Below are 20,962 nucleotides of genomic sequence, written 5' to 3'. Positions count from 1 at the left end.
CACATCTTTATATATATTCATAATTTCATAAATATTTAGTAATTAATAAATTTTCGCAAATTTAGTAATTATTTAGAAATCTTTTAATCTGTATTGACGCGGAAAATATTAAAAGTTTAGAAAAACATGTAACAGGCTGGAATAACTTGGCATAATGTTTCATCCCCCATCTGGGAATTCTGATAAATGAAATGAAGCAGCTTTACATCAGTGCCCGCAATAATACTTCATCCCATATTTACATGAGACAGAAAAGCAGAATTAATGATTGGAGGATTCCCATGAAGAACGAACCCGTATTTTTAACCGACAAAAACCATAACGTCATTCTGGAAGCCATCACCGGAACGCCCAATGCCGCACTTCCCGACAGCTTAAAACCTTTTGAAATATTGGAGCCCAATACTTCAGACGGGGCCGCAGAAAAACACGTGCCGGTCATTGAAACAAACGGAAATCATGTGACCGTAAAGGTGGGCAGCGCATTCCATCCCATGACCGAGGATCACAACATTGCCTGGGTCTGTTTACAGTCAACGGCAGGAAGCATCACCAGAGTGCCTTTAAGCCCGGACTGCGAGCCGGTGGCGTATTTTACACTGGAAAAAGGAGATTCTCCAAAAACCGCTTTCGCCTACTGCAATCTCCATGGATTTTGGAAAACAGAAGCATAACAAAAAAGCCTTCCCAAATCAGGGATGGCTTTTTTAATTTCCCTTAAGCAATGCTTTTATTGTTTCACAATGATTCAGTCAGTTTTTTACATCGCGGTCGGGCGAACCCTGTAAAATGATTTCCGCGCCATTCTCATGGTATCGTATCTTTGCCTCCGGATATCCGGGCACTTCTATTTTCCAGCCTCTTCCGCCGTTAACGTTGACCGAAATCCTTTCAGTCTTTTTTAAAACCTCCACCTTTATGGCTTCCCTGCCATTCTCATCTGGTATTACCGTTTGGAACTCAGCCCCTTCCCTGATCTGAAACAGCTTTAATAATGTCCCATCCGTATAATCATAATCCGGCTTTTCTTCACAATTTCCTGCTGCCAAAACCGTGTTTTCCCTTACCATGAGGGGAAGATGGAAATAGTCAAAGATTTCCTTATGCCATTTTCCTCCTGCTTTCACCTCTCCTGTCAGATAATTGGTCCATGTTCCTTCCGGCAAATAATAGGAAACTTCTCCATTTCCTTTCAACACCGGCGCCACCAGCAGGGAATCCCCCAGCATATACTGCTTATCCAGGGTTTCACATGTGAGGTCTTCCGGAAACTCAAGAAACATGGGGCGCATCATCGGGATTCCTTCTTTATGCGCTTTTACTGCCTGGCTGTAAAGATAAGGCATCAGGGAACACTTCAGCTTTACAAACCTCCTCAATACATCACTGGCCTCTTCATCAAACAGCCACGGAACCCGGTAAGATGAGGAACCATGCAGTCTGCTGTGAGAACTTAAAAGGCCAAACGCACACCACCGCTTATATACGTCAGCGGAAGCAGTTTGTTCAAACCCGCCGATATCATGGCTCCAATAGCCATATCCTCCAAGAGATAAGGACAAGCCTCCCCTTAAATCTTCTGCCATGGACGGATAGGTGGCGGTGCAGTCACCGCCCCAGTGAACAGGAAACTTCTGTCCTCCTGCTGCCGTTGATCTTGCAAAAACCAGAGCCTTATCTTTTCCCAGCTTTCTTTCCAGAAGTTCAAAAACAGTCTTATTATAAAGATAGGTATAATAATTATGCATTTTAACCGTATCTGAACCATCGTAATATTTCACGCCCGTAACCGGTATCCTTTCCCCAAAATCAGTTTTAAAGCAGTCCACACCCATGTCAATGAGCCTTTCCAGCTTATCCTGATACCATTTGCAGGCCCTTGGGTTGGTAAAATCGATTAAAGCCATACCTGCCTGCCACCGGTCACACTGCCATATATCATCATCAAGGGTTTTTACGAAATATCCCTTTTCCAGCCCTTCCTCAAATAATACTGATTTCTGGGCGATATAGCTGTTGATCCAGACGCAGATATGCAGCCCCCGCTCTTTGAAACGCCTTAACATTCCTTCCGGATCAGGGAATGTATCCTTATCCCACTCAAAGCTGCACCATTCATACCCTTTCATCCAGAAGCAGTCAAAATGGAAAGTATGAAGAGGGATATCCCTGTCTGCCATGCCCTGGATAAAGCCGGTGACGGTTGCTTCATCATAGCTTGTTGTAAAAGATGTTGTCAGCCACAGTCCGAATGACCAGGCCGGGGGCAATGCCGGTTTTCCCGTAAGCTCCGTATACAGCTGCACGGTTCCCTTAGGCGTCTGTCCATTGAGAATATAATAATCCAGTCTCTCTGTCTGTACACTGAACTGCACCCGTTCTACCTTCTCGCTTCCCACTTCAAAATGCACGTCTCCAGGATGTCCCACAAACAACCCATAGCCTTTATTGGTGATATAAAAGGGAACGTTTTTATAAGTTTGTTCCGAAGCCGTTCCTCCATCCTCATTCCAGATTTCAACTGTCTGGCCGTTCTTAATAAACGGAGTATACCGTTCTCCCAGGCCGTAAACATATTCTCCCACATCCAGAAGCAGCTGTTCCACCATGTAGTTCTTCTTTGTCTCCCGGTTCTGCATATAAGCAAAATTGCGGTAACCGCTTTCCGTCAGCAGCCGGTCTCCTTCTTTGAATTCCACCTTCCAGCCGTTTGCAGATTTATATATGACTGCACTGGTTCTTCCTGATGTATATGTGATTTTTTCATTATCCTCAGTTATGGATATAAAATCACCCTTTTGTTCCGCCACCTCATAATGGGGTCCTTTATAAGCTGCTCCCTTAAAATGCACGGCAGATACTTTAATGACATTTTCCATGGGACTTGAAAACGTCACGGTGAGCAGCGGCTGATTCAGGGTATCCCCACGGTCCCCCATATGCTTTGTTGCAGCATATACTGTCAGCTGATCACAATTCCGTTCCCACTCATAACATTCCACTGCATAGACCGGATCTATTTCTTCCCTGATCCGCCAGTAGCCATTTGTAAACTTCACTTCTTATCCCCCTTTTCCTGCCCGGTCAAGCGGATATTCGCAATCCGCTTCGCCACTTGATTCGGTTAAAAACTGCGGTTATTTCTTGTAAATACCGGAAGCCTGTGAAGAGGAGCATCAGCTTCGATTGTTCTGCCGCCTTCCATTGTTTCTCCCGTCCAATAGTCCTTCCATATACTCCCCTTTGGCAGATACACCTTTCTATTTCTCATATCTGCATAAAGGATGGGAGCTACAAGAACATCCGGGCCAAACAGATACTCATCTTCCACCTCCCAGGACTGTTGATCTTCCGGGAAATCATAAAAGAGAGGGCGCATGACAGGAGTGCCTTTCCGGTGGGCTGCCTCCATCAATTCCGCAATATATGGTTTCATACGATTCCTTAACTGCAAATACGTCCTGCAGATCTCATAGGCTTCCTCCCCGAAAGACCATACCTCATTATCAGCGCCGGAAACACAAGCAGCACCGCCTTTTGTTCCCATTGGCTCTTTTAATGGCTCCCGGTAGCCGTGAAGACGCATAACCGGACAAAACGTACCGTATTCAAACCAGCGGATCAAAAGTTCCTGAAACGCCGGATCCTTTGGATTTCCTCCATGAAATCCGCCGATATCCGTAGTCCACCAGGGAATTCCTGCGATCCCCATGTTAAGCCCTGCTGCCAGCTGATTCTTAAGGCTTCCAAAGCTGGAATGGATGTCCCCGGACCAGACAAGAGCGCCGTATTTCTGAGAACCTGCCCATGCGCAGCGAAGCAGATTAATGATATTCTCCTGCCCCTCCGCTTTCATTCCATCAAAAAAGGTCTTGGCATACATTGCCGGATAAATATTTCCGATCTGCACATTAGGCCCCAAATAATAACGGTAATTATCAAAATCGTAAACGCTGTATTCCGGTTCTGCTTCATCAAGCCAGAATATACGGATACCTTTTTCAAAATAGTTTTTCTTTGCCTTTTCCCACACAAATTCCCTTGCCTTTGGATTCGTGGCGTCGAAATGGACTGTATTTCCCTGGAAATCCATTGCGATCCGGAATCCTTTGTCCGTCCGGATCAGGTATCCCTTTTCTTTCATTTCCTGAAAGTTTTCACTGCGGTAATCTACGGTGGGCCATATGGATACCATAAGCCGGATCCCCATCTCCTCCAATTCCTTTATCATGGCATCCGGGTCCGGCCAGTAATTTAAATCGAACTTCCAATCTCCCTGCAATGGCCAATGGAAATAATCAATCACGATCACGGATATGGGAAGCTCTCTCCTTTTATACTCCCTTGCAACCTCCAAAAGCTCATCCTGGGTCTGATATCGCAGCTTGCACTGCCAGAACCCCATGGCATAATCCGGCATCATGGGAACCGTCCCCGTAACTTTTGCATAGGACTCTTCTATTTTTGCAGGTGTATCCTCCGCCGTGATCCAGTAATCCAGCCCCTTGGCAGAATAGGCTTCCCAGGTTGTGATATTTTTGCCGAAAATGGCTCTTCCCACTGCCGGATTGTTCCAAAGGAAGCCATAACCCAGAGAGGATATGGCAAAGGGCACACTTGCCTGGGAGTTTCGCTGTGCCAGCTCTAAGTCCGTGCCTTTCAAATTCAGATAAGGCTGTTGATACTGGCCCATGCCGTATATTTTTTCTTCCGGCTCGGATACAAAACGCATGGATAAATGATAATCTCCTCCGGGAATGGGTTTTAATTCTCTTGCCTCTACCTCCAGGGCACTGCAGTAGCCGGCAAACACATCCAGCCGGTTCCTTAAATATTCGTCAAGCAGCACCTCGCCTCTCTGATTGTAAAAAGTCAATTTTCCATACCGGGAGATTCTGGCCTCAATTTTTCCGTTCTTAATGCCGGCATAGTCCTTTTCTATTTTGATCTCAGGCATGATGGCCTCTGTTTCTACGGACAATGCCCAGTTTTCTTTTGGCATTTCAGCCATTTTCGTGGCTCTCACGCGAAAGCTGTTATCTCCCCATGGCTCGATCCAAAGCTCTTCCGCATCGTAATGGTATTTCAGGCAGTTATTTTCTTTTCTGAAAACATTCATTTTCTTTTTCTCCTTTTAATCAGCTATCCCTTTACGGAACCGCTTGTCATGCCCTCTACAATATATCTCTGCATGGTGACAAAAATCAGGCAGCTTGGCAAAATAAGAAGCACTCCATATGCCATAATGCTGTTCCACTTTGTGCCATACTGGTTCATAAACGTATAGATGGCCGATGTCATGGGCCGCATGGTTTCCTTTGTATTAAAGGTCATGGAGTATGCCAGATCGTTCCATGCAAAAACAAAGCTGAAGCATGCCGCCGTAATCACAGTTGGTTTGGAAATAGGGATCGCTATGCGAAAAAAAGCACCGGCCCCGCTGCAGCCATCGATTTTAGCAGCATCCTCCAACTCCGCCGGAATGCTTAAAAAACCAGGGCGGAGCATCAGCACGATAAACGGTATGGATATGGTAGCAGTGGACAATATGGGAGCTAAATAGGAATTTAATATCCCAAGCTTTGAAAAGATCAAAAATAACGGAGTAAGAACCAGGGAGGCAGGCAGCATCTGTGTGAGCAAAAACACCAGAACAAATAATTTCATCCCTTTTACCCGGAACCTGGCCAGACCATATGCGGCGGGCACCGCAAGGCACAGGGACAATATCATGGAACCGCAGGCAATGATCACGGAATTTTTCATTGTTGTCTGCAGATTCCCCAGCTGATCCTCATAAGCCCTTAAGGTAAATTCCCTGGGCCACAAGGTGGGAGTGCCTGCAAAGATTTCACTGTCCAGCTTAAAGGAATTCACAACGATCCAGTAAAGGGGAAATAAAAATACGCAGGCGATCAATATGGCCGTCAGGCATAAAAGTATATTCTTCTGCTTATATGTAACATGGATTTTCTTCAATACGTTTCTCTCCTTTCTGCGCGGTTTTACACGTTTATTTAATTTACATAACTTCTTCCCTGGAAATGGTTCTTAAATAAACCAGCGCAACAAGGAACAGGCAAAGGAACAGCACATTGGCAACAGCAGCGCCTTCCCCAAAGTGAAACAGCTGAAAGGACAGTTTATAGGAATAAGTAGACAAAACCTCTGTCGCTGTGACAGGTCCTCCGCCGGTCATCACATATACCAGGTCAAATACTTTAAAGGTCAGCACAAATCCCAGGACCAGAACCGACATGATGGTAGGCTTTAACAGCGGTATGGTTATCCGAAAAAACCTCTGGATCCCGCTGGCCCCGTCAATGGACGCTGCCTCATAAATATCCCCGGGAATATTATTAAGCCCCGTAGTGAGCAAAAGCATGTTGAAAGGAATCCCCACCCATGAATTGGCAATGATCAGTCCAAGCATTGCAGTATTCCCCCTAAGAAGCCATCCAATGGGCCTTTTAATGATATGCAGGCTCATCAAAACCTTATTGATGATGCCGTTCCCCTCTGCAAACATGAACTTAAAGACCAGGGCTGTGACTGTAACCGGAAGCATCCAGCTGATCACGATAAATCCTCTGATATATTTTGAAAGCGTAAACTTCCTGGCAAAAAAAACAGCAAACAGAAAACCAAATGAAAATTGTATCACCAGGCAGCCAACCGTATAGACCAGTGTGTGCAATAATGATTGCCGGAATGTTGCTTCTGCAAAAACGGCCTTATAATTTTTAAGACCAATAAATTCCCTCATTTTACTTCCCAAGGTTTTTGCAGTCACATCCTGAAAACTGATGATCCAGTTATAAACAATGGGATACCCGATAAAAATCAGCATGTAAATAACAGCAGGCAATATCAGGCAGTATCCAAACAGCAGCTCCTGTCTCTCCCTTCTGGTCAATTTCATCCGCGACTTCTCCTTCCCTTACTTTTATGTAGAAAAGGTCTCACCACATCACAATGGAGCATTGTACATGGGATGAGACCATTCCGCTTATGTCTTACTGAGCCTTTATTTTATCAATTTTTGCCTGGGCATCAGCCATTGCCGTATCCACATCCTTCTGACCGGTAAAGACTTCCTGCTGGGCCGTATAAATCGCTGCAGACATTTCCGGCCAGTCCGGTGACGGTCCTCTTGACTGGGCATCCGGCATAACTTCTGCAAATACGGAATTTAAAGGATCATCGGCAAACATCACCTGGATATCCACGTCAGCTCTTGGAGAAAACCGGCCCATTGCCTTACAGATTTCCTGAGATTTCTCTTTGCTTGACATCCAGGTCAGGAACTTCCAGGATGCCTCTACATTGGCATCCTTGCAGATGGCTAAATTTTCTCCTCCCAGCACGGAGGCATAAACACCGTCATCTGCTTTAGGAACCTTTGATACCCTGTAATCAAGTCCGGGGGCATCCTGTTCCAGACTGGAAAACTGCCACGGTCCGTTGATCATCATCGCTGCCTGGCCTGATGCAAACTGCTTCTCCGCATCTGCCTGGGTCCAGTTCACACACTCTCTGCTTATGTAACCCTTTTCGATCAGGCCCTGTAAAAATGTCATGGATTTCCTGGAACCTTCTGAAGTAAGGTCTGTAACACTTCCGCCGGAAGACAAGAGCCACGGCATATACTGGAAGGTGCCTTCCTCATTTCCGATGGCTGAGATCGCCAGCCCTTTTACCTTATCCGTTGTCAGCTTTTCGCAGGCCGCTTCCAATTCTGACCATGTAGCCGGCACCTCTACGCCTGCGGCCTTTAACATCTCTCTGTTATAAAAAAGCCCCAGACAGTTGTTCCCCCATGGAAGACCGTAGAGTTTCCCCTCGTAATAACAGGAATTAATGGAACCTTCCATGAAATTCGCCTCTGGCCATGACTTGTAAAGGTCGGTTATGTCCTCAAAAACTCCCATGGAAGCATATGAATTGTGGTCCGGATTGTCCACCATACCGCAATCCGGCAGCTCCCCTGATACGACGCCGATGGTATACTGCTTCATAAGCTCTTCTCTTGGAAGATATTGGGCCGTTACATAAATCTCATCCTGAGAATTGTTAAACTCCTCCACAGCCTGAACCACATATTTTCCTTCTTTATCCTCCGACATATAGTGCCAGAACGTGATTTCCTGCCTGCCCTCTTTAGAAGCTTTTCCGGTGCCTGGACTTCCCGTGGTTTCTAAAGCCCCGCTGCTTGCCGCGGCAGACGTGGTTTCAGTCGGCACAGGTGCTTCCGCCTTGTTTGCACAAGCAGCAAGCGTCCCCATTGCCATAGCAAGTGCTGTAAATACAGCCAATCTTTTTTTCATTGATTACCCCTCCTGTATTCTTTATGTGTTTAGTATAATCTTCCTGTAATCCTAAAAAAATATCATTATCTTAAGAAAAGTGTAGAAAGTTAAAGTAACGCCGGGCAACAGGAATTATTCTCCTGCCGGCCGGCGTTCCTCTTTTCGGCTGTCTATTGCAAACTGCTTTGCCGAGACTCCCGTATATTCCTTGAAAACCTTTGAAAAATACTTTTGATCCGGGTATCCGACTCTGCATGCAATTTCATAGATTTTCATATCTGTAGCCAATATAAGCTCTTTTGCCTTTTCGATCCTGATTCTTTTTATGTAATTGGAGAAGGTCATGCCGGTTTCTCTGCCGAAAAGATTACTGATGTATTCCGGCGTTAACCGGAACTTCTCGGAAAAAGTATCTAAGCCAATGCGCATTCCATAATTCTCCTCCATTGTGGTGACCATTTCCCTCACCACCCTGGAATACTGCCCTGTTTCAAAATTACGGGGCGGACTTTCTTCTTTCCTGTCCCCTAATTTCACCAATAACTCCTTCACATCGGATATCATAACCGGCTTCAGCAAATAATCCTTTACTCCAAGGCGCATTCCTCTCCTGGCATATTCAAATTCAGCATAACCGCTCAGGATTACAAAGGTACATGATGCACCTATGTTTCTCGCCTTTTCAATCATCTCCAGCCCGTCCATTTTCGGCATGCGGATATCAGTGATTACGATATCGCATTCCATATCCTGAATCATTTTAAGCCCCTCATATCCGTTTTCCGCTTCCCCTATCACCCGGCAGCCCATGTTGACTTTATTAATCAGATTGCTGAGCCCATGCCTGATCCGAAACTCGTCTTCCACGATAATGACCGTTTTCATTTCCCGTCTTCGCTTCCTTTCTATCCGTAAAGCTTTCCTTCCTGTTTGTCCGGTATGATTAAAATAAACTCCGTTCCTTCTCCTGGTTTGCTCTTCACAACAATATCTGCTTCATCCTGATAATAAATGCGAAGCCTGTGGACCACATTGCTGATGCCGATGCTTCTGCCGTTTAAGGCTCCTTCTTCCGATATCTCTTTTTTAATTTCCGCAAGAGTCTCGTCTGCCATGCCGCATCCATTATCTTTTACTCTGATTTCCAGCTTTCCGTCTTCCCGGATAAATGCTTTCACATCAATCATGCCGCCTTCCTTCACTTCTTCAAAGGCATGCAGGATTATATTCTCTATGATCGGCTGCAAAAGCATCTTATAGATGGGAAACACCATTGCCTCATTTGTAATATCATATTGACAATCAAAAGAATTCTGGAAACGGTCTCTTTGAAGAAATATATATTTTTCCAGCCAGCTGATTTCCGCCTCCAGCATCACCATCATATCAATATTGGATACGCTGTACCGTAAAAGACTCCCCAATGTACCAAGCATATTGCTGATTTCCTCTTCGTCATGTTCAACAGCTCTCCAATTAATGGAATCCAGAATATTATATAAAAAATGAGGGTTTATCTGGGCTTCCAGAGCCTTGATTTCCGCATGCTTCTGGCTGATGGCAGCGGCTTTTATCTCTTCATTTCTCTGTCTCAAGGTCTCTACAAGGGAATTCACCCGGGCAGTCATCTTGTTAAACTGCCTGACGATTACGTACAATTCATCTTCTTCATTCAAATCCGTTATGATCTGATCCGCATCTGTTCCCTTAAAGTCATGGATATTCTGGGCGATCTTCTGAATGGCTCCAAGATACCTTTTTGATATAAAAAACAATATAACAAAAAAGAGGAAGGTAATTGCCACCATTAACACCAGAACAATGCGGATAAAATGATAGATCTCCTTTTGATAGACTGCTGCATCAATAATATTCACAATCGTCCATTCTGTGCCCTCTATTTTTCTCCGGTTCTCTGAAATCCCCCTCATACCGCCAAACTCTTTATCCAGGTAATCCTCATATCTGCCATTTACATAGGCCGGTCCAATTCCTGCAAGAATCTTATCACTGCCATCCACAATTACCGTGGTGACACCGCTGTCGCCCCCTTTTCCTTTTTGATCCTGTCTGCCGTTATCAAATAACAGAACATTGTCTTCCAAGGCTACCACCAGGACACCGCTTTGTTCCTTTGTCCTTAAGTTCTTTACCGGATATCCCATGAGAATGACAAAATCATCTTTCTGAGGGGAGTTGCTTAAGTTCACCGTCGCTATAAACGTCAGCTTCTGGCGTTTCTCAATTTCATCATGGATCTTCTTTCTCTGCTCCGGCTCTGACCAGATATTTTCATTCATGCTTCCATACCATTTGGAATATGTCACATATCTGCCGCTGTCCGCCAGAAACGTAATGCTCCTGATCCCGTCATATGTGTAAACACAGCTACGAAGCAGCGTCTCCATATGGGCACTGTCTATCAGCAGGGAATTTTCATCCTTTGTATTAATGTCTTTTGATAATTCAATATATTCTTTTTTAGTAATGAGTTCATATAAAACATTTTCATAAGCATTCATCCTCTCCTGTACAACGATTTCATGCAATCGCGCATTTTGTTCCACCAGGCCATAGGCTTCCTTTAAAAAGCTTCTGTAGTAAAGGATACTGGCTGACAGGGTAATGATGAGAAGGGGAAGAACTGCAATTAAAAGGTATGCTACAACAACCTTTCTTTGTATGCTTGATTTTTTTCCAAGAAAACGCTCCATATGGACTTTCATACCTATGTAATACCTTTCATTGGTCTTCTGATTGGCTATTCTTTACAAATATATCATAACTGATTGATAAATACAGCATTTATATTAAAATTCTGATTGCCGGGCCGAGCACTCTGGCGGAAGTTTTTTGATTCACAGGATGAAATTTTTCCATGAATCAAAAAAACCCATCCCGTGTCGGGATAGGCCGTTTTAACATTCTTCCGGATCCTCCGGCTGTTCCTCATTATCATTATCTTCTGGAGGAGCATATTCTTCAATCAATTTGAATTTTGAAACCTCCTGATTTAAGATCCTGGCCTGGGCAGCCAGTTCTTCACTGGAGGAGGAGCTTTCCTGGGCTGTTGCGGCATTGGCTTGAACCACAGCCGATACCTGGGACAATCCTTCTCTGATCTGTTCCATGGCCTGCGCCTGATCCAGGGAGGCCGATTGAATTTCCTCGATCACCTGCTCCAAAAGGAGTGATTTTTCAGATACCTCCATAAGGATCTCTGCCGTCTCATCAGTCTGCTTCTTTCCCTCTGAAACCGCCTTTACCGTATGCCCGATCAGCTGAGCCGTCTGTTTTGCCGCCTCCGCAGATTTCGCCGACAAGTTCCTCACCTCTCCGGCCACAACCGCAAATCCCCTGCCTGCATCCCCTGCACGGGCAGCCTCCACGGCAGCGTTTAAAGCCAGAATATTGGTCTGAAACGCAATATCTTCGATCATCTTTGTGATCCCGGATATCTTTTCAGAAAACATGCTTACCTCATTCATGGCCTCATTCAAACTTTCCATATGCCGGTTACCATCATTGACCCTTGCCCCGGACTGATTTACATAATCCGAAGCCCTTTTCACATGCTCCGTATTTTTTACAGCCTTTTCTGAAACATTTGCAATGGAAATATTCAATTCTTCCACGGTTTCTGCCTGCAAGGCTGCTCCTGAGGCAAGAGCCTGGGAAACGCTGGAAACCTGTCCGGCACCGTAATCCACTTCCTGGGCGGAGGCACTGATGTTTAGTATGGTATCATTTAAGCGGGAAGCGATCATTTCCATGGAACTGCGAATGCCGTCAAATTCACCAGGATATTGGCAATCGCTTTGGACCACTAAGTTTCCGCAGGAAACCTCCTGGAGAAACCGGGAAATATCGCTGATGATATCCCTGTATTTTCCCGCCATTTCATTGACCTTTTCCCCGATTCCCCCGATTTCATCCCGACGCTCCATGTGAAGCTCTATGCCCAGATCACCGGCAGATAACTTATCAATAGAATCCACCACCTGCCCGATGGGTTTTGTGATCCGGTTGGTGATCCGAAGCATGATGAAAACCGCGATGATCATAGAGACAAGCCCCAAAATAACGGAGCTTAGCATGGAGGCTTTGACCCCGGACATGAATTCCGATTCCGAGGCCGTCACATTTACCGACCAGCCATTGGTATCTTTCACAGGAGTATAGGAGCCAAACTTACTTTCCCCGTTCCAATCATAGAAATCAAAGCCGGTTTCTCCCTTTACCATTGCAGTTTCCAGCTTTGCGATCTCTCCATATACAGCCTGATCTGTTTTTGCTGCCTCCATATCATTTTGCTGCGCCAGCACCAGAGAAAAGTCCTCGTGAGCCACTTTCGTGCCTTCCCGGTTCAGGATATAGGTGCTTCCCGTATCCCCAAGCTTTGTATCCGCGATAATTGTTTCAAAAACAGAATAAGGAAATTCCAGCATAATGATCAGGTCGTCATAGGGATACGCATATTCAAAGGACACGGACTCTTTATGGATCACAGGGTCTGACAAAAAAGGGGTTCCGTTTTTTGCCTGCAAGTATGCAATGTCCTGTTCATAGGACTTTCCGTTGACAGCAGACAACCCGTCAGACGAAATGATATCGATATTTTTAAGACCATACTGGGAACATGCGATTCGCAGGAATATATTGATGTTGCCCCCTTTTTGCACATTTCCTTTCATATACAGGGCAATTGCCTCGGATATGATGGAATACTCCTTTAGCTGCTGGGTTATTTTCTCAGAAACCAGCTCTGAAGTTTCCTTTAAGCTTTTTGCCAGGGACTTTTGTGTCGTATCATAAGTCAGATAAATGGAGCCTGCGGACAGCACGAATACAATGGAAATGATACACGCCATTGTGAATGTCACCAATTCCTTTTTTATTCCCTTGTGTTTCCCTTTCATATTTCGTTATCCTCCGATATCCAGTTTACGCCTCCGTTGTCAGACTTTACGGAGGCTCAATGTGTATATCGGCCAATATTTAGATAACTATATGCATTTTACCAATATTTTACAATAACTTGTTCAAACTTTTACAGATGCACAAAAAATTAACAAAAAAACAAGTACGCTAAAAGTCACAATGCATTCTTTTCTTTTCCAGAGCGGTAAATATCCAAAACCAGCTTCAAGGTTTTCTTTGCGTCTTCCGGATCCGTGGGGACCTTTCTTCCCTCTTCCAGACACCGGTAAAAATCACGAAGCTGGACTTCATGATAATTTCCCCAGTAAGCCTCGCCCTGAACATCCGGTCCGGCCGCCGGATACACAGTCCTTTCCGGTCTCCCCTTCAGCTTAATGAGGACTTCATTCTGGGTCAGCAGTGCGGTACCGTTTTCACCGCTGATCTCCACACGGATGGCACTGTTGCTTGTGTAATAATTGCATGCAAAAAAAGAATATACGGCGCCATTTTCAAAGACAATGGCTGCATCCGCCACATCTTCCACCTCAATATTTGTCAGAACCCGGCGGTCGATGCTTGCATTCACCTTTACGGGCTCGCATCCCATGAGATAACGGACCAGATCCAGGCTGTGAATGGCCTGATCAATAACAACGCCGCCGCCTTCTCTTTCCCAGCTTCCTTTCCAGTCGCAATCGTAATAGGACGGCGGCCGCCACCAGTTCAACGTGGAAAAGGCGCCGGTCAGTCTGCCGAATTCCCCCGCCTCTATCAGGCGTTTTACTTCCCGTATCCCTTCAATATACCGGTTCTGGAATATGACCCCCAGCTGCTTATGATTCCTTTTTGCTGCCTCTGTCATAAGGTCCGCATCCCCTAAATGGATGGCAATGGGTTTTTCCGTAAGCACGTGAAAGCCTGCATTTAAGCAGGCAATTGCATGTTCCTTATGCAGGTAATGGGGCGTCAGAACATGGACCGCATCCAGCTCCTGCTCCAGTAAGTCCTCCAGCCTGTCCGAAAAACCGCATCCCGGAAATCTTCCGGCAAAGTTCTTTGCCCGCTCCAATTCTTTATCCACCGCAAAGCAGACTTCTATCTCTTCCATATTTTTAAATGCCGCAGTATAAACAGAAGAGATTCTGCCGCAGCCGATTACCCCGATTCTCCATGTCTTCATTTTGTCACCCCTTAATAAACAATTCCTTGATTGCTAAAGCGGCACCGCCCCTTGCGCCTATAAACGGATCAAAATCAATAAATTCAAAGTCAATTTCCTGCTCATTCAGTGCAAAAATGTGTTTTCTCGTTTCTTCCAGAAGCTGGCGCCTGTTCCTGTTAAGCTTCATAATATAGCCGTCAATGATGACAAGGGGAGGACTGATGAGATTGATGATATTGGCCAGCGCGATTCCAAGATATACAATTGCCTCCTCCATTACCTTAATCACATACTCATCAAAGCATTCCTGGGCGGTCAGGACCTCTTTCATGGTCAGGAGGTCAATATCCGGGCAAAGCTCCGCCAGCATGGAGGCTGTGCCCGCTTTTATATCTGCCTTGCACCGCTTTATTATGGCCCTCTCACTTGCCACCTCTTCCAGACACCCGTAATGCCCGCAGGTATCGCATTTGGGCCCGTTCATATTCACTACCATATGCCCTGCCTCGCCTGCCATGGAATTGGAACCGGTGATCATACGGCTTTTTACAAACATGGGGCACGCAATTCCATAAGAAATCAGATAATAGGCAAAGCTTTCCGGCCGCAGGGTCTTGCTCAGCAGTTCCTCCCCGATCACCCGTACCCTGGCATTGTTTTCGATCAGAACAGGGATTTCCATTCTTTTGGATAAGTCACGCACAATATTTTTGTTGTTCCATTCTATGTTAAAGCTCTCCCTCAAAACGCCTGCATGGTATTCCACGAAACCCGGCAGTCCGATCCCGATTCCCAAAATGCGGTCAGTGTCCACTCCGCTTTCATGGATGAGCTTATGAATCCTCTTCGCCAGCAAATCCAGCTCTGTCTCATAGCCGGCTTTGCGCGGCTCATAGCGGGCGCTGCAGATTTCATTTCCCCGCAGATCCAGCATGCAGATGGCCGTATGATAGGGGTTTGTCTCTACCCCAATGGCATATCTGGAGGTTTGAATAAAATCGATCTTCACCGGGCGGCGGCCCAGGGGTCTTTCCTCACATTCGGAATCTTCCGCAGAAAATTCGTGAATCAGCCCCTGTTCAATGAGGGATGCAACATTGGTGGTTATGGTCGGCGGAGTCAGAGACAGCATTTCCGCGATCCTGCTTCTGGATATGGGGCCATATTTATAGATGATTTCCTTTATAAGCGTTTCATTTTGTTTTTTAACTCTAGGAAGATTATTTCCACGGACAGCCACGATTCTCTCCTCCACTCTGCTTTTATGTATCTTCTATTATAGCGGAAAAGTCCGCATATTACCAGCAGAGGATGCCGTTTTCTCTGCACCCTCTGCCTTTTTCCTGTATTTTCTTCTGTTTTACTTCAGTTCTTTATAATCCGCTTCCGTGTAATCTTTTAACGGATCCCAGTTGGGGAAATCAAATACGCCAAAGTCAAGGCCGATTGCCTGGGAAGCTCTCTTCCACTCAGCGGTGGATCTTTCAGACAGCTGTTTCAATTCGGCGGTATAATCCGTGATGCTCTGAGCCAGAACACCCTGGGTGATTGCGCCCAGACTGGGCTGCACATCCTTTACCTCCGTATAGAAATCATAGACCTTCTCATCCCGCGCGGTGGCTTCCGGCACGTCTTTGGCCTGGGCGGAAGCGACTTCGTAATACTCCTTCATCACTTCGTTAGACATATGCTTTTCGTTCACGCTGGGAATGACGGAAACGTAATTGCCGTCTGAAACACAGCCGGACTGATAACCGCCTCCCTCACTGAACAATGCCATCAGATATTCAGCCGCTTCCTTTGGATGTTTTGACTGCTTATAAATTCCCATCCATGGAGCCAGCTCAACCTGCTGAACTCCGCCTTTTGCTCCGCCGTCAGGCACGGGAACCGCCATAACACCGTAATTCAAATCCGGATACGCCTGTTCCCAGGGCGGGATGCACCACATTCCCTGGCAGATAAAGCCCGCCTGCCCCTGTGCGAACAATTCCCTCGCTTCCGGCGCACTGATATTTACGGTATCCGGATGAACGCTTCCATCCGCCACCAGCTGTTCCAGCAGGGCCATGGCGGAGATCACTGCCTCGCTGTCATAGGGCGCCTTTCCGTCAACCGTAAGCACCTTGGAATATGGAGCGATCTTACCGCCTCCAACCGCTGCGAAGGAACGGACCAGCGTATCCAGCCGGTTCAGCTGCTTTCCGCCTTCGACCAGCCCATAGACCTGGCCGCCGCCGGTTTCCGTTATCTTTTTGCATGCCTCAATAAATTCCCCATAGGTCTCCGGAACTTTATTCACCCCGGCATTTTTCAGCACATCTTTATTGTAGAAAAACAGACAGTTTACAACCGGCATGATTTCTGAAATGGTATACCACTGGTCCCCCTTTATGGTAATGCCTTCCTTGACTGCAGCAGGGTCGACACTGTCCTTGAATTCCTGGGTTATGTAATCGTCCATGGGCTGATACCATTCTTCCTTTAAGGCCGTGCTTAAGGTCATGCCTGCCGGAATAGGAAACAGATCCGGCCCATCCCCTGATTTTATCATTGTCACAATCGTATTTTTAAACTGGTCTACGGTCAGCATCGTATATTCGATCTGAATGTCAGGATGTTCCTCCATGTACTTTTTGTTAAATTCTTCCCTTCGCTTTAAAGAGCTGTCACTCCAGTCCACAACTCTTATGGTGATCTGTTCTTTCCCCGCTTTCTCTCCGGCTTCCTCCGCCTGTGCAGCTGTCTCTTCCTTTGACGCCGCGGTTGTCCCCCCTCCTCCCGTTTTTGGCATTGCACATCCGGTCAAAACATGTGCTGTCATGACCAGGGCCAGCGAAAGGGCCCCTGCCTTTTTTAATTTCATAAACCACTCCTCCTTTATTTATTATATTTTCAGGGAATGCTGCTGCCTTTTCCCTTTTTACCGCCGCCTAACTTTTTACCGCTCCGGCAATTCCTTCTACAAAATAACGCTGTAAAAAAATAAATAATACAATAATCGGTATGACCGCAATGGTTCCTCCCGCAGCAATGCCGGTCCAGTCCACCGTATTTTCTCCCCGGAAGGCATACAGTCCCACCGCCAATGTACGGGAAGCAGGATTGTTTAAGGTCAGTACCAGAGGAAGCATAAATGCGTTCCAGGTCCATATGGTCTCCATGATGACGACCGTCGTTGCAATCGGACGGGACAGGGGCATCATAATGTGGAAGAACGTTTCAAAAAAATTACATCCATCCGCCCTTGCGGCATCTTCCAGCTCCCCCGGAACCTGTTTGAAAAAGCTGGAGAACAGAAGCAGAAAAATAACGTGGGCGCCGCCTGCCTGTGCCAGAATCAGCCCCAGCCTTGTGCCTACCAGATTCAGGCTTTTGACAACTTCATAGGTAGGTATAATGGTACTGACTATGGGAATGGCAATGCTGCTTAAAAATACGGCCATGATCACCTTTTTCCCGATAAAATCATATCTTCCCAGGGCATATCCGGAAAGCATGGTCATGACCAGCACCAGCAATACCACAAAGACCGTAACAGTCACCGTATTGAAAAAATAAGTTTCGAAATTGGCTTTCTCCCAGATCCTCAGCACGTTGTCAAAGGTGGGCTCCTTGGGAATCAGTCCCAGCCTGTTGTCAAAGAATTCCTTCTGACTTTTAAAGGAGGCTGAAATCATCCATAAAAACGGATAAATCCAGGCCAGCCCAATCACCAGTAATATTACATGTGTAAGCAACGTCTTTCCATTGCGGATCCTTCTCTCTCTGCTCATCTTTACCACCTCCCGATTCACTGCATCCGTCTTTGGTTCAGCCGGTCTTTGATCACATTAGACACCGTACCGATGGCAATGACCGCCCCGCCGAAGAGCAGGGCCGCCGCGCTGGAATATCCCAGCCTGGGCATTCCCACTTCGCTGGAAAAAGCCATACGGTAAACGTAGGTTGCTATTACATCCGTTGCATAAAACGGTCCTCCCTCTGTCATCGTCTTTATCATATCAAATACCTTCAGGGAATTGATGGCACAGAGGATTGCTATCACGCCTCCCACCGGTGCGATCATTGGAAGGACAATATGGAAAAAAACCTGCCCTCTGCCCGCGCCATCCACGGTTGCAGCCTCATACACATCTTTCGGGACTCCCTGCAGACCGGCCAGCCAGTATATCATGTATGTTCCGCAGTCCTTCCAAAGCGAGATGACCACCAGTGCCGGCATTGCGAACTTCGCATTTCCCAGGAAATTGACCGGTGTCCTGCTTATATGTAATGCCACCAGCAGATGGTTCACAGGCCCCTGGACGCCTAGCAGGAATATCATAATAATTCCAACAACGGAAGCAGTGGTGACCACAGGAATAAAATACATGGTCCGGTAAACCGTACGCCCCCTTAACCGTTCGTTGTTCAGCATGTAAGCGAGAAACAGGGAAACTGCCAGCTCCAGCGGCACGATCATGGCCGTATACTTGAAACTGTTAAAAAATGCATTCCAGAACAGTTTGTCATGGATCAGTTCCACATAATTCTGAAGGCCGATAAACACCGCGTTATGGGTCAATCCTGACCAGTCGAGAAATGAATACTGTATGCTGCAGATAATGGGATATCCCTGGAACAGGATATAAAAAATCAATGACAGGGACATAAACAGCCAGCACCATCCATTCAGAATAATTGCTTCTTTCCGCTTATTTCTTTTCCTGACCGCAGACACTTCCCTTCCCCCCGCATTCTTTTCCATAAGGCACCTCTTTTCCCCAAATTTATAGTTGTATTTAATTTTTTAATTTAATTAATATTATATCTATGTGTATAATTATTGTCAATATATTTCTTTTTTTTGTGCTTTTTTCACAAATCCTTAACGTGAAAAATCCTGCAGAATCATTACTCATGATGATTCTGCAGGATTTCTTCCAGCTGATTGGTCACTCCAATCATGGTATAGTATGAGGTCTACTTAAGGCCGCGCACATACTGAAACAGAAGTCCCTGTTTGATGCCGCCTCTTATTTTTTCTTTTACATCCTTTTCGTGGTCTTTGGGACAGATATTCTTCACCTTTGCCCAGAGCATTTCATGGGTAAACCGGTCATCCGGCTTGTGAGGCACCACATCGCAGGTCCGCTGATACCACCGCATCAGTTCAAGCCGGAGCCTGGAAATTTGCGGGGAGTAGTCCGGGTTATGTATCTGATTGGAGGTTTCTCCCGGATCTGCTTCCAGATCATAGAACTCATCCTCCCCTGTGATCCTGCTGATGTATTTGTACTTCTCACTCCGGATCATGGTTCCCTTGGCATGGGCGTCATCATCTGTCTGCGCCATCATTTTGGGCCAGTATACAAAATCCCGGGGCGGACCTTCCGGGCCGGAGGCATGATATTCGTCACAATGGAATTCCCCCGGCAGCCTTCCTCCTTCACAAAAGACATACTCCCGGTTTTTCACGCCGCGGTTTTCCAGGACCGGCCGTAAGCTCCTGCCAAACTGTGTACGTTCCGGCTTCACCCCAGCATAGTCCATGGCAGTCCCATAGAAATCAATCAGTTCGGCCATTGACTCCGTGACACCGGGGTCCACCCCGCCTTTTGGGGGCTTTACCAGAAGAGGGACCCTGGTCAGGCAATCTTCAAAGCAGCTCTGCGCCTTTTCCGTCAGTCCGTAATCTCCCTCAAAATCTCCGTGATCACTGAAAAAGAAGATCAGACAGTCGTCATAAATTCCTTTTTCTTTCAGCCCGTCACATAATCGGTGAAATTGTGCGTCAACCTTCATGCACATTCCCAGATATACCGCTCTAAGCTCCTGCCAGTCCTCTTCCGTATATTCATCCATCCGCTGGTACCCACGGATTAAATCTGCCATTCTGGATTTGCCGGTACAATCCTCCGGCCGGATCCTTTCCGGCAGCTTACTCCGGTCAACTGCCGAATAATAAGGTTCTTCCACCTGATACGGCGTATGGGGAAAATTAAGGCCCAAAAACATGCAGACAGGCTTTTCTCCGCCATATGCGTTTAAATGCCGGATTGCCGCGTCCACCCCTTCATCGTCCCCATTATAATTTCTGCCATCCTCAGCCAGCTTTAAACGCCCCTCAAAATGGGAGTACTTATCTTTCTCCCCTTTTTTGTCACACTCCGGGCCAGGGGGCGCCGGAATATCTCCGCCGTAAAAAATTTCATCTGCATTTGACTCCGCCCAGCCCGGGACCTGGCCTGCAAACAAATCATTTCTCGCGTTCATCCAGATATGATATCCGGCTTCCTTTAATTCGGAAAACAGATTCTCTTCCCCCGGATGGAGTAAATAACTCATCGTCCGGTGTCCGTGGACATGAGGATACAGCCCTGTAAAAAAGCTGCATCGGCTGGGCACGCACACCGGATTCTGGCAGAAGGCATAACGGAAAGACACTGCCTCCTCTTTTGCAAACCGATCCAGAAACGGAGTCACCGCTGCAGGATTTCCCATATGCCCCATCCCGTCATAGCGCATCTCATCGGGATTAAATATAATGATATGCGGCCTTTTTTCCATAAAGCATCTCCTTCCC

General features: G+C 46.4%; 15 protein-coding genes. 1 reads left to right on the top strand and 14 read right to left on the bottom strand.

The features are described 5' to 3' along the window. Positions 1–281: 281 nt before the first annotated feature. Complete coding sequence (locus K401_RS0111205; protein WP_024293030.1) at positions 282–674, top strand: desulfoferrodoxin family protein; 393 nt, start codon at positions 282–284, stop codon at positions 672–674. Positions 675–752: 78 nt separating this feature from the next. On the opposite strand, the gene yicI is transcribed toward K401_RS0111205, so the two are convergent. From yicI to K401_RS0111130, 14 genes are all read right to left on the bottom strand, one after another. Further along, complete coding sequence (gene yicI / locus K401_RS0111200) at positions 753–3,059, bottom strand: alpha-xylosidase (protein WP_024293029.1); 2,307 nt, start codon at positions 3,057–3,059, stop codon at positions 753–755. Between the two features lie 65 nt (positions 3,060–3,124). Further along, entirely contained in the window at positions 3,125–5,119 is a 1,995-nt protein-coding gene (locus tag K401_RS0111195; RefSeq protein WP_024293028.1) for a glycoside hydrolase family 31 protein, read from the bottom strand. Between the two features lie 23 nt (positions 5,120–5,142). Beyond that, on the bottom strand, positions 5,143–5,979 hold the full coding sequence (locus K401_RS0111190) for a carbohydrate ABC transporter permease (RefSeq protein WP_024293027.1): 837 nt from the start codon (positions 5,977–5,979) through the stop codon (positions 5,143–5,145). A gap of 43 nt (positions 5,980–6,022) precedes the next feature. Next, entirely contained in the window at positions 6,023–6,922 is a 900-nt protein-coding gene (locus K401_RS0111185) for a carbohydrate ABC transporter permease (RefSeq protein WP_024293026.1), read from the bottom strand. Positions 6,923–7,016: 94 nt separating this feature from the next. After that, a complete protein-coding gene (locus tag K401_RS0111180; RefSeq protein ID WP_024293025.1) occupies positions 7,017–8,327 on the bottom strand; it encodes an ABC transporter substrate-binding protein in 1,311 nt (436 codons plus the stop codon). A gap of 114 nt (positions 8,328–8,441) precedes the next feature. Next, positions 8,442–9,194, bottom strand: coding sequence for a response regulator transcription factor (locus K401_RS0111175; RefSeq protein WP_024293024.1), 753 nt, complete (start codon positions 9,192–9,194; stop codon positions 8,442–8,444). Between the two features lie 20 nt (positions 9,195–9,214). Then, a complete protein-coding gene (locus K401_RS0111170) occupies positions 9,215–11,035 on the bottom strand; it encodes a cache domain-containing sensor histidine kinase (protein WP_024293023.1) in 1,821 nt (606 codons plus the stop codon). 192 nt (positions 11,036–11,227) lie between these two features. Beyond that, positions 11,228–13,228, bottom strand: a complete 2,001-nt coding sequence (locus K401_RS0111160) for a methyl-accepting chemotaxis protein (protein ID WP_024293022.1) — start codon at positions 13,226–13,228, stop codon at positions 11,228–11,230. Between the two features lie 176 nt (positions 13,229–13,404). Further along, on the bottom strand, positions 13,405–14,412 hold the full coding sequence (locus K401_RS0111155) for a Gfo/Idh/MocA family protein (RefSeq protein WP_024293021.1): 1,008 nt from the start codon (positions 14,410–14,412) through the stop codon (positions 13,405–13,407). A 4-nt stretch (positions 14,413–14,416) separates the two neighbouring features. Continuing rightward, positions 14,417–15,634, bottom strand: a complete 1,218-nt coding sequence (locus K401_RS0111150) for an ROK family transcriptional regulator (RefSeq protein ID WP_024293020.1) — start codon at positions 15,632–15,634, stop codon at positions 14,417–14,419. Between the two features lie 120 nt (positions 15,635–15,754). After that, positions 15,755–17,260: an ABC transporter substrate-binding protein gene (locus K401_RS0111145; protein WP_024293019.1), complete on the bottom strand. Its 1,506-nt coding sequence runs from the start codon at positions 17,258–17,260 to the stop codon at positions 15,755–15,757. A gap of 67 nt (positions 17,261–17,327) precedes the next feature. After that, positions 17,328–18,170: a carbohydrate ABC transporter permease gene (locus K401_RS0111140; protein ID WP_029695507.1), complete on the bottom strand. Its 843-nt coding sequence runs from the start codon at positions 18,168–18,170 to the stop codon at positions 17,328–17,330. Positions 18,171–18,187: 17 nt separating this feature from the next. After that, positions 18,188–19,144, bottom strand: coding sequence for a carbohydrate ABC transporter permease (locus tag K401_RS0111135; protein WP_024293017.1), 957 nt, complete (start codon positions 19,142–19,144; stop codon positions 18,188–18,190). A gap of 215 nt (positions 19,145–19,359) precedes the next feature. After that, on the bottom strand, positions 19,360–20,946 hold the full coding sequence (locus K401_RS0111130; protein ID WP_024293016.1) for a sulfatase family protein: 1,587 nt from the start codon (positions 20,944–20,946) through the stop codon (positions 19,360–19,362). Positions 20,947–20,962: the final 16 nt, after the last annotated feature.

Origin of the sequence: Lacrimispora indolis DSM 755, from assembly GCF_000526995.1 — a bacterium.
In the GTDB taxonomy this organism is placed as follows: Bacteria; Bacillota; Clostridia; order Lachnospirales; family Lachnospiraceae; genus Lacrimispora; species Lacrimispora indolis.
The sequence above is the reverse complement of the archived record's forward strand: the minus strand, read 5'-3'. Positions and strand labels throughout refer to the sequence as shown.

Bases quoted from the DNA above. Each gene is read 5' to 3' on its own strand.
- K401_RS0111180 (WP_024293025.1), bottom strand. From the start codon at position 8,327: ATGAAAAAAAGATTGGCTGTATTTACAGCACTTGCTATGGCAATGGGG.
- K401_RS0111175 (WP_024293024.1), bottom strand. From the start codon at position 9,194: ATGAAAACGGTCATTATCGTGGAAGACGAGTTTCGGATCAGGCATGGG.
- K401_RS0111185 (WP_024293026.1), bottom strand. From the start codon at position 6,922: ATGAAATTGACCAGAAGGGAGAGACAGGAGCTGCTGTTTGGATACTGC.
- K401_RS0111135 (WP_024293017.1), bottom strand. From the start codon at position 19,144: ATGGAAAAGAATGCGGGGGGAAGGGAAGTGTCTGCGGTCAGGAAAAGA.
- K401_RS0111130 (WP_024293016.1), bottom strand. From the start codon at position 20,946: ATGGAAAAAAGGCCGCATATCATTATATTTAATCCCGATGAGATGCGC.
- K401_RS0111205 (WP_024293030.1), top strand. From the start codon at position 282: ATGAAGAACGAACCCGTATTTTTAACCGACAAAAACCATAACGTCATT.
- K401_RS0111160 (WP_024293022.1), bottom strand. From the start codon at position 13,228: ATGAAAGGGAAACACAAGGGAATAAAAAAGGAATTGGTGACATTCACA.
- K401_RS0111145 (WP_024293019.1), bottom strand. From the start codon at position 17,260: ATGAAATTAAAAAAGGCAGGGGCCCTTTCGCTGGCCCTGGTCATGACA.
- K401_RS0111195 (WP_024293028.1), bottom strand. From the start codon at position 5,119: ATGAATGTTTTCAGAAAAGAAAATAACTGCCTGAAATACCATTACGAT.
- K401_RS0111140 (WP_029695507.1), bottom strand. From the start codon at position 18,170: ATGAGCAGAGAGAGAAGGATCCGCAATGGAAAGACGTTGCTTACACAT.
- K401_RS0111170 (WP_024293023.1), bottom strand. From the start codon at position 11,035: ATGAAAGTCCATATGGAGCGTTTTCTTGGAAAAAAATCAAGCATACAA.
- K401_RS0111155 (WP_024293021.1), bottom strand. From the start codon at position 14,412: ATGAAGACATGGAGAATCGGGGTAATCGGCTGCGGCAGAATCTCTTCT.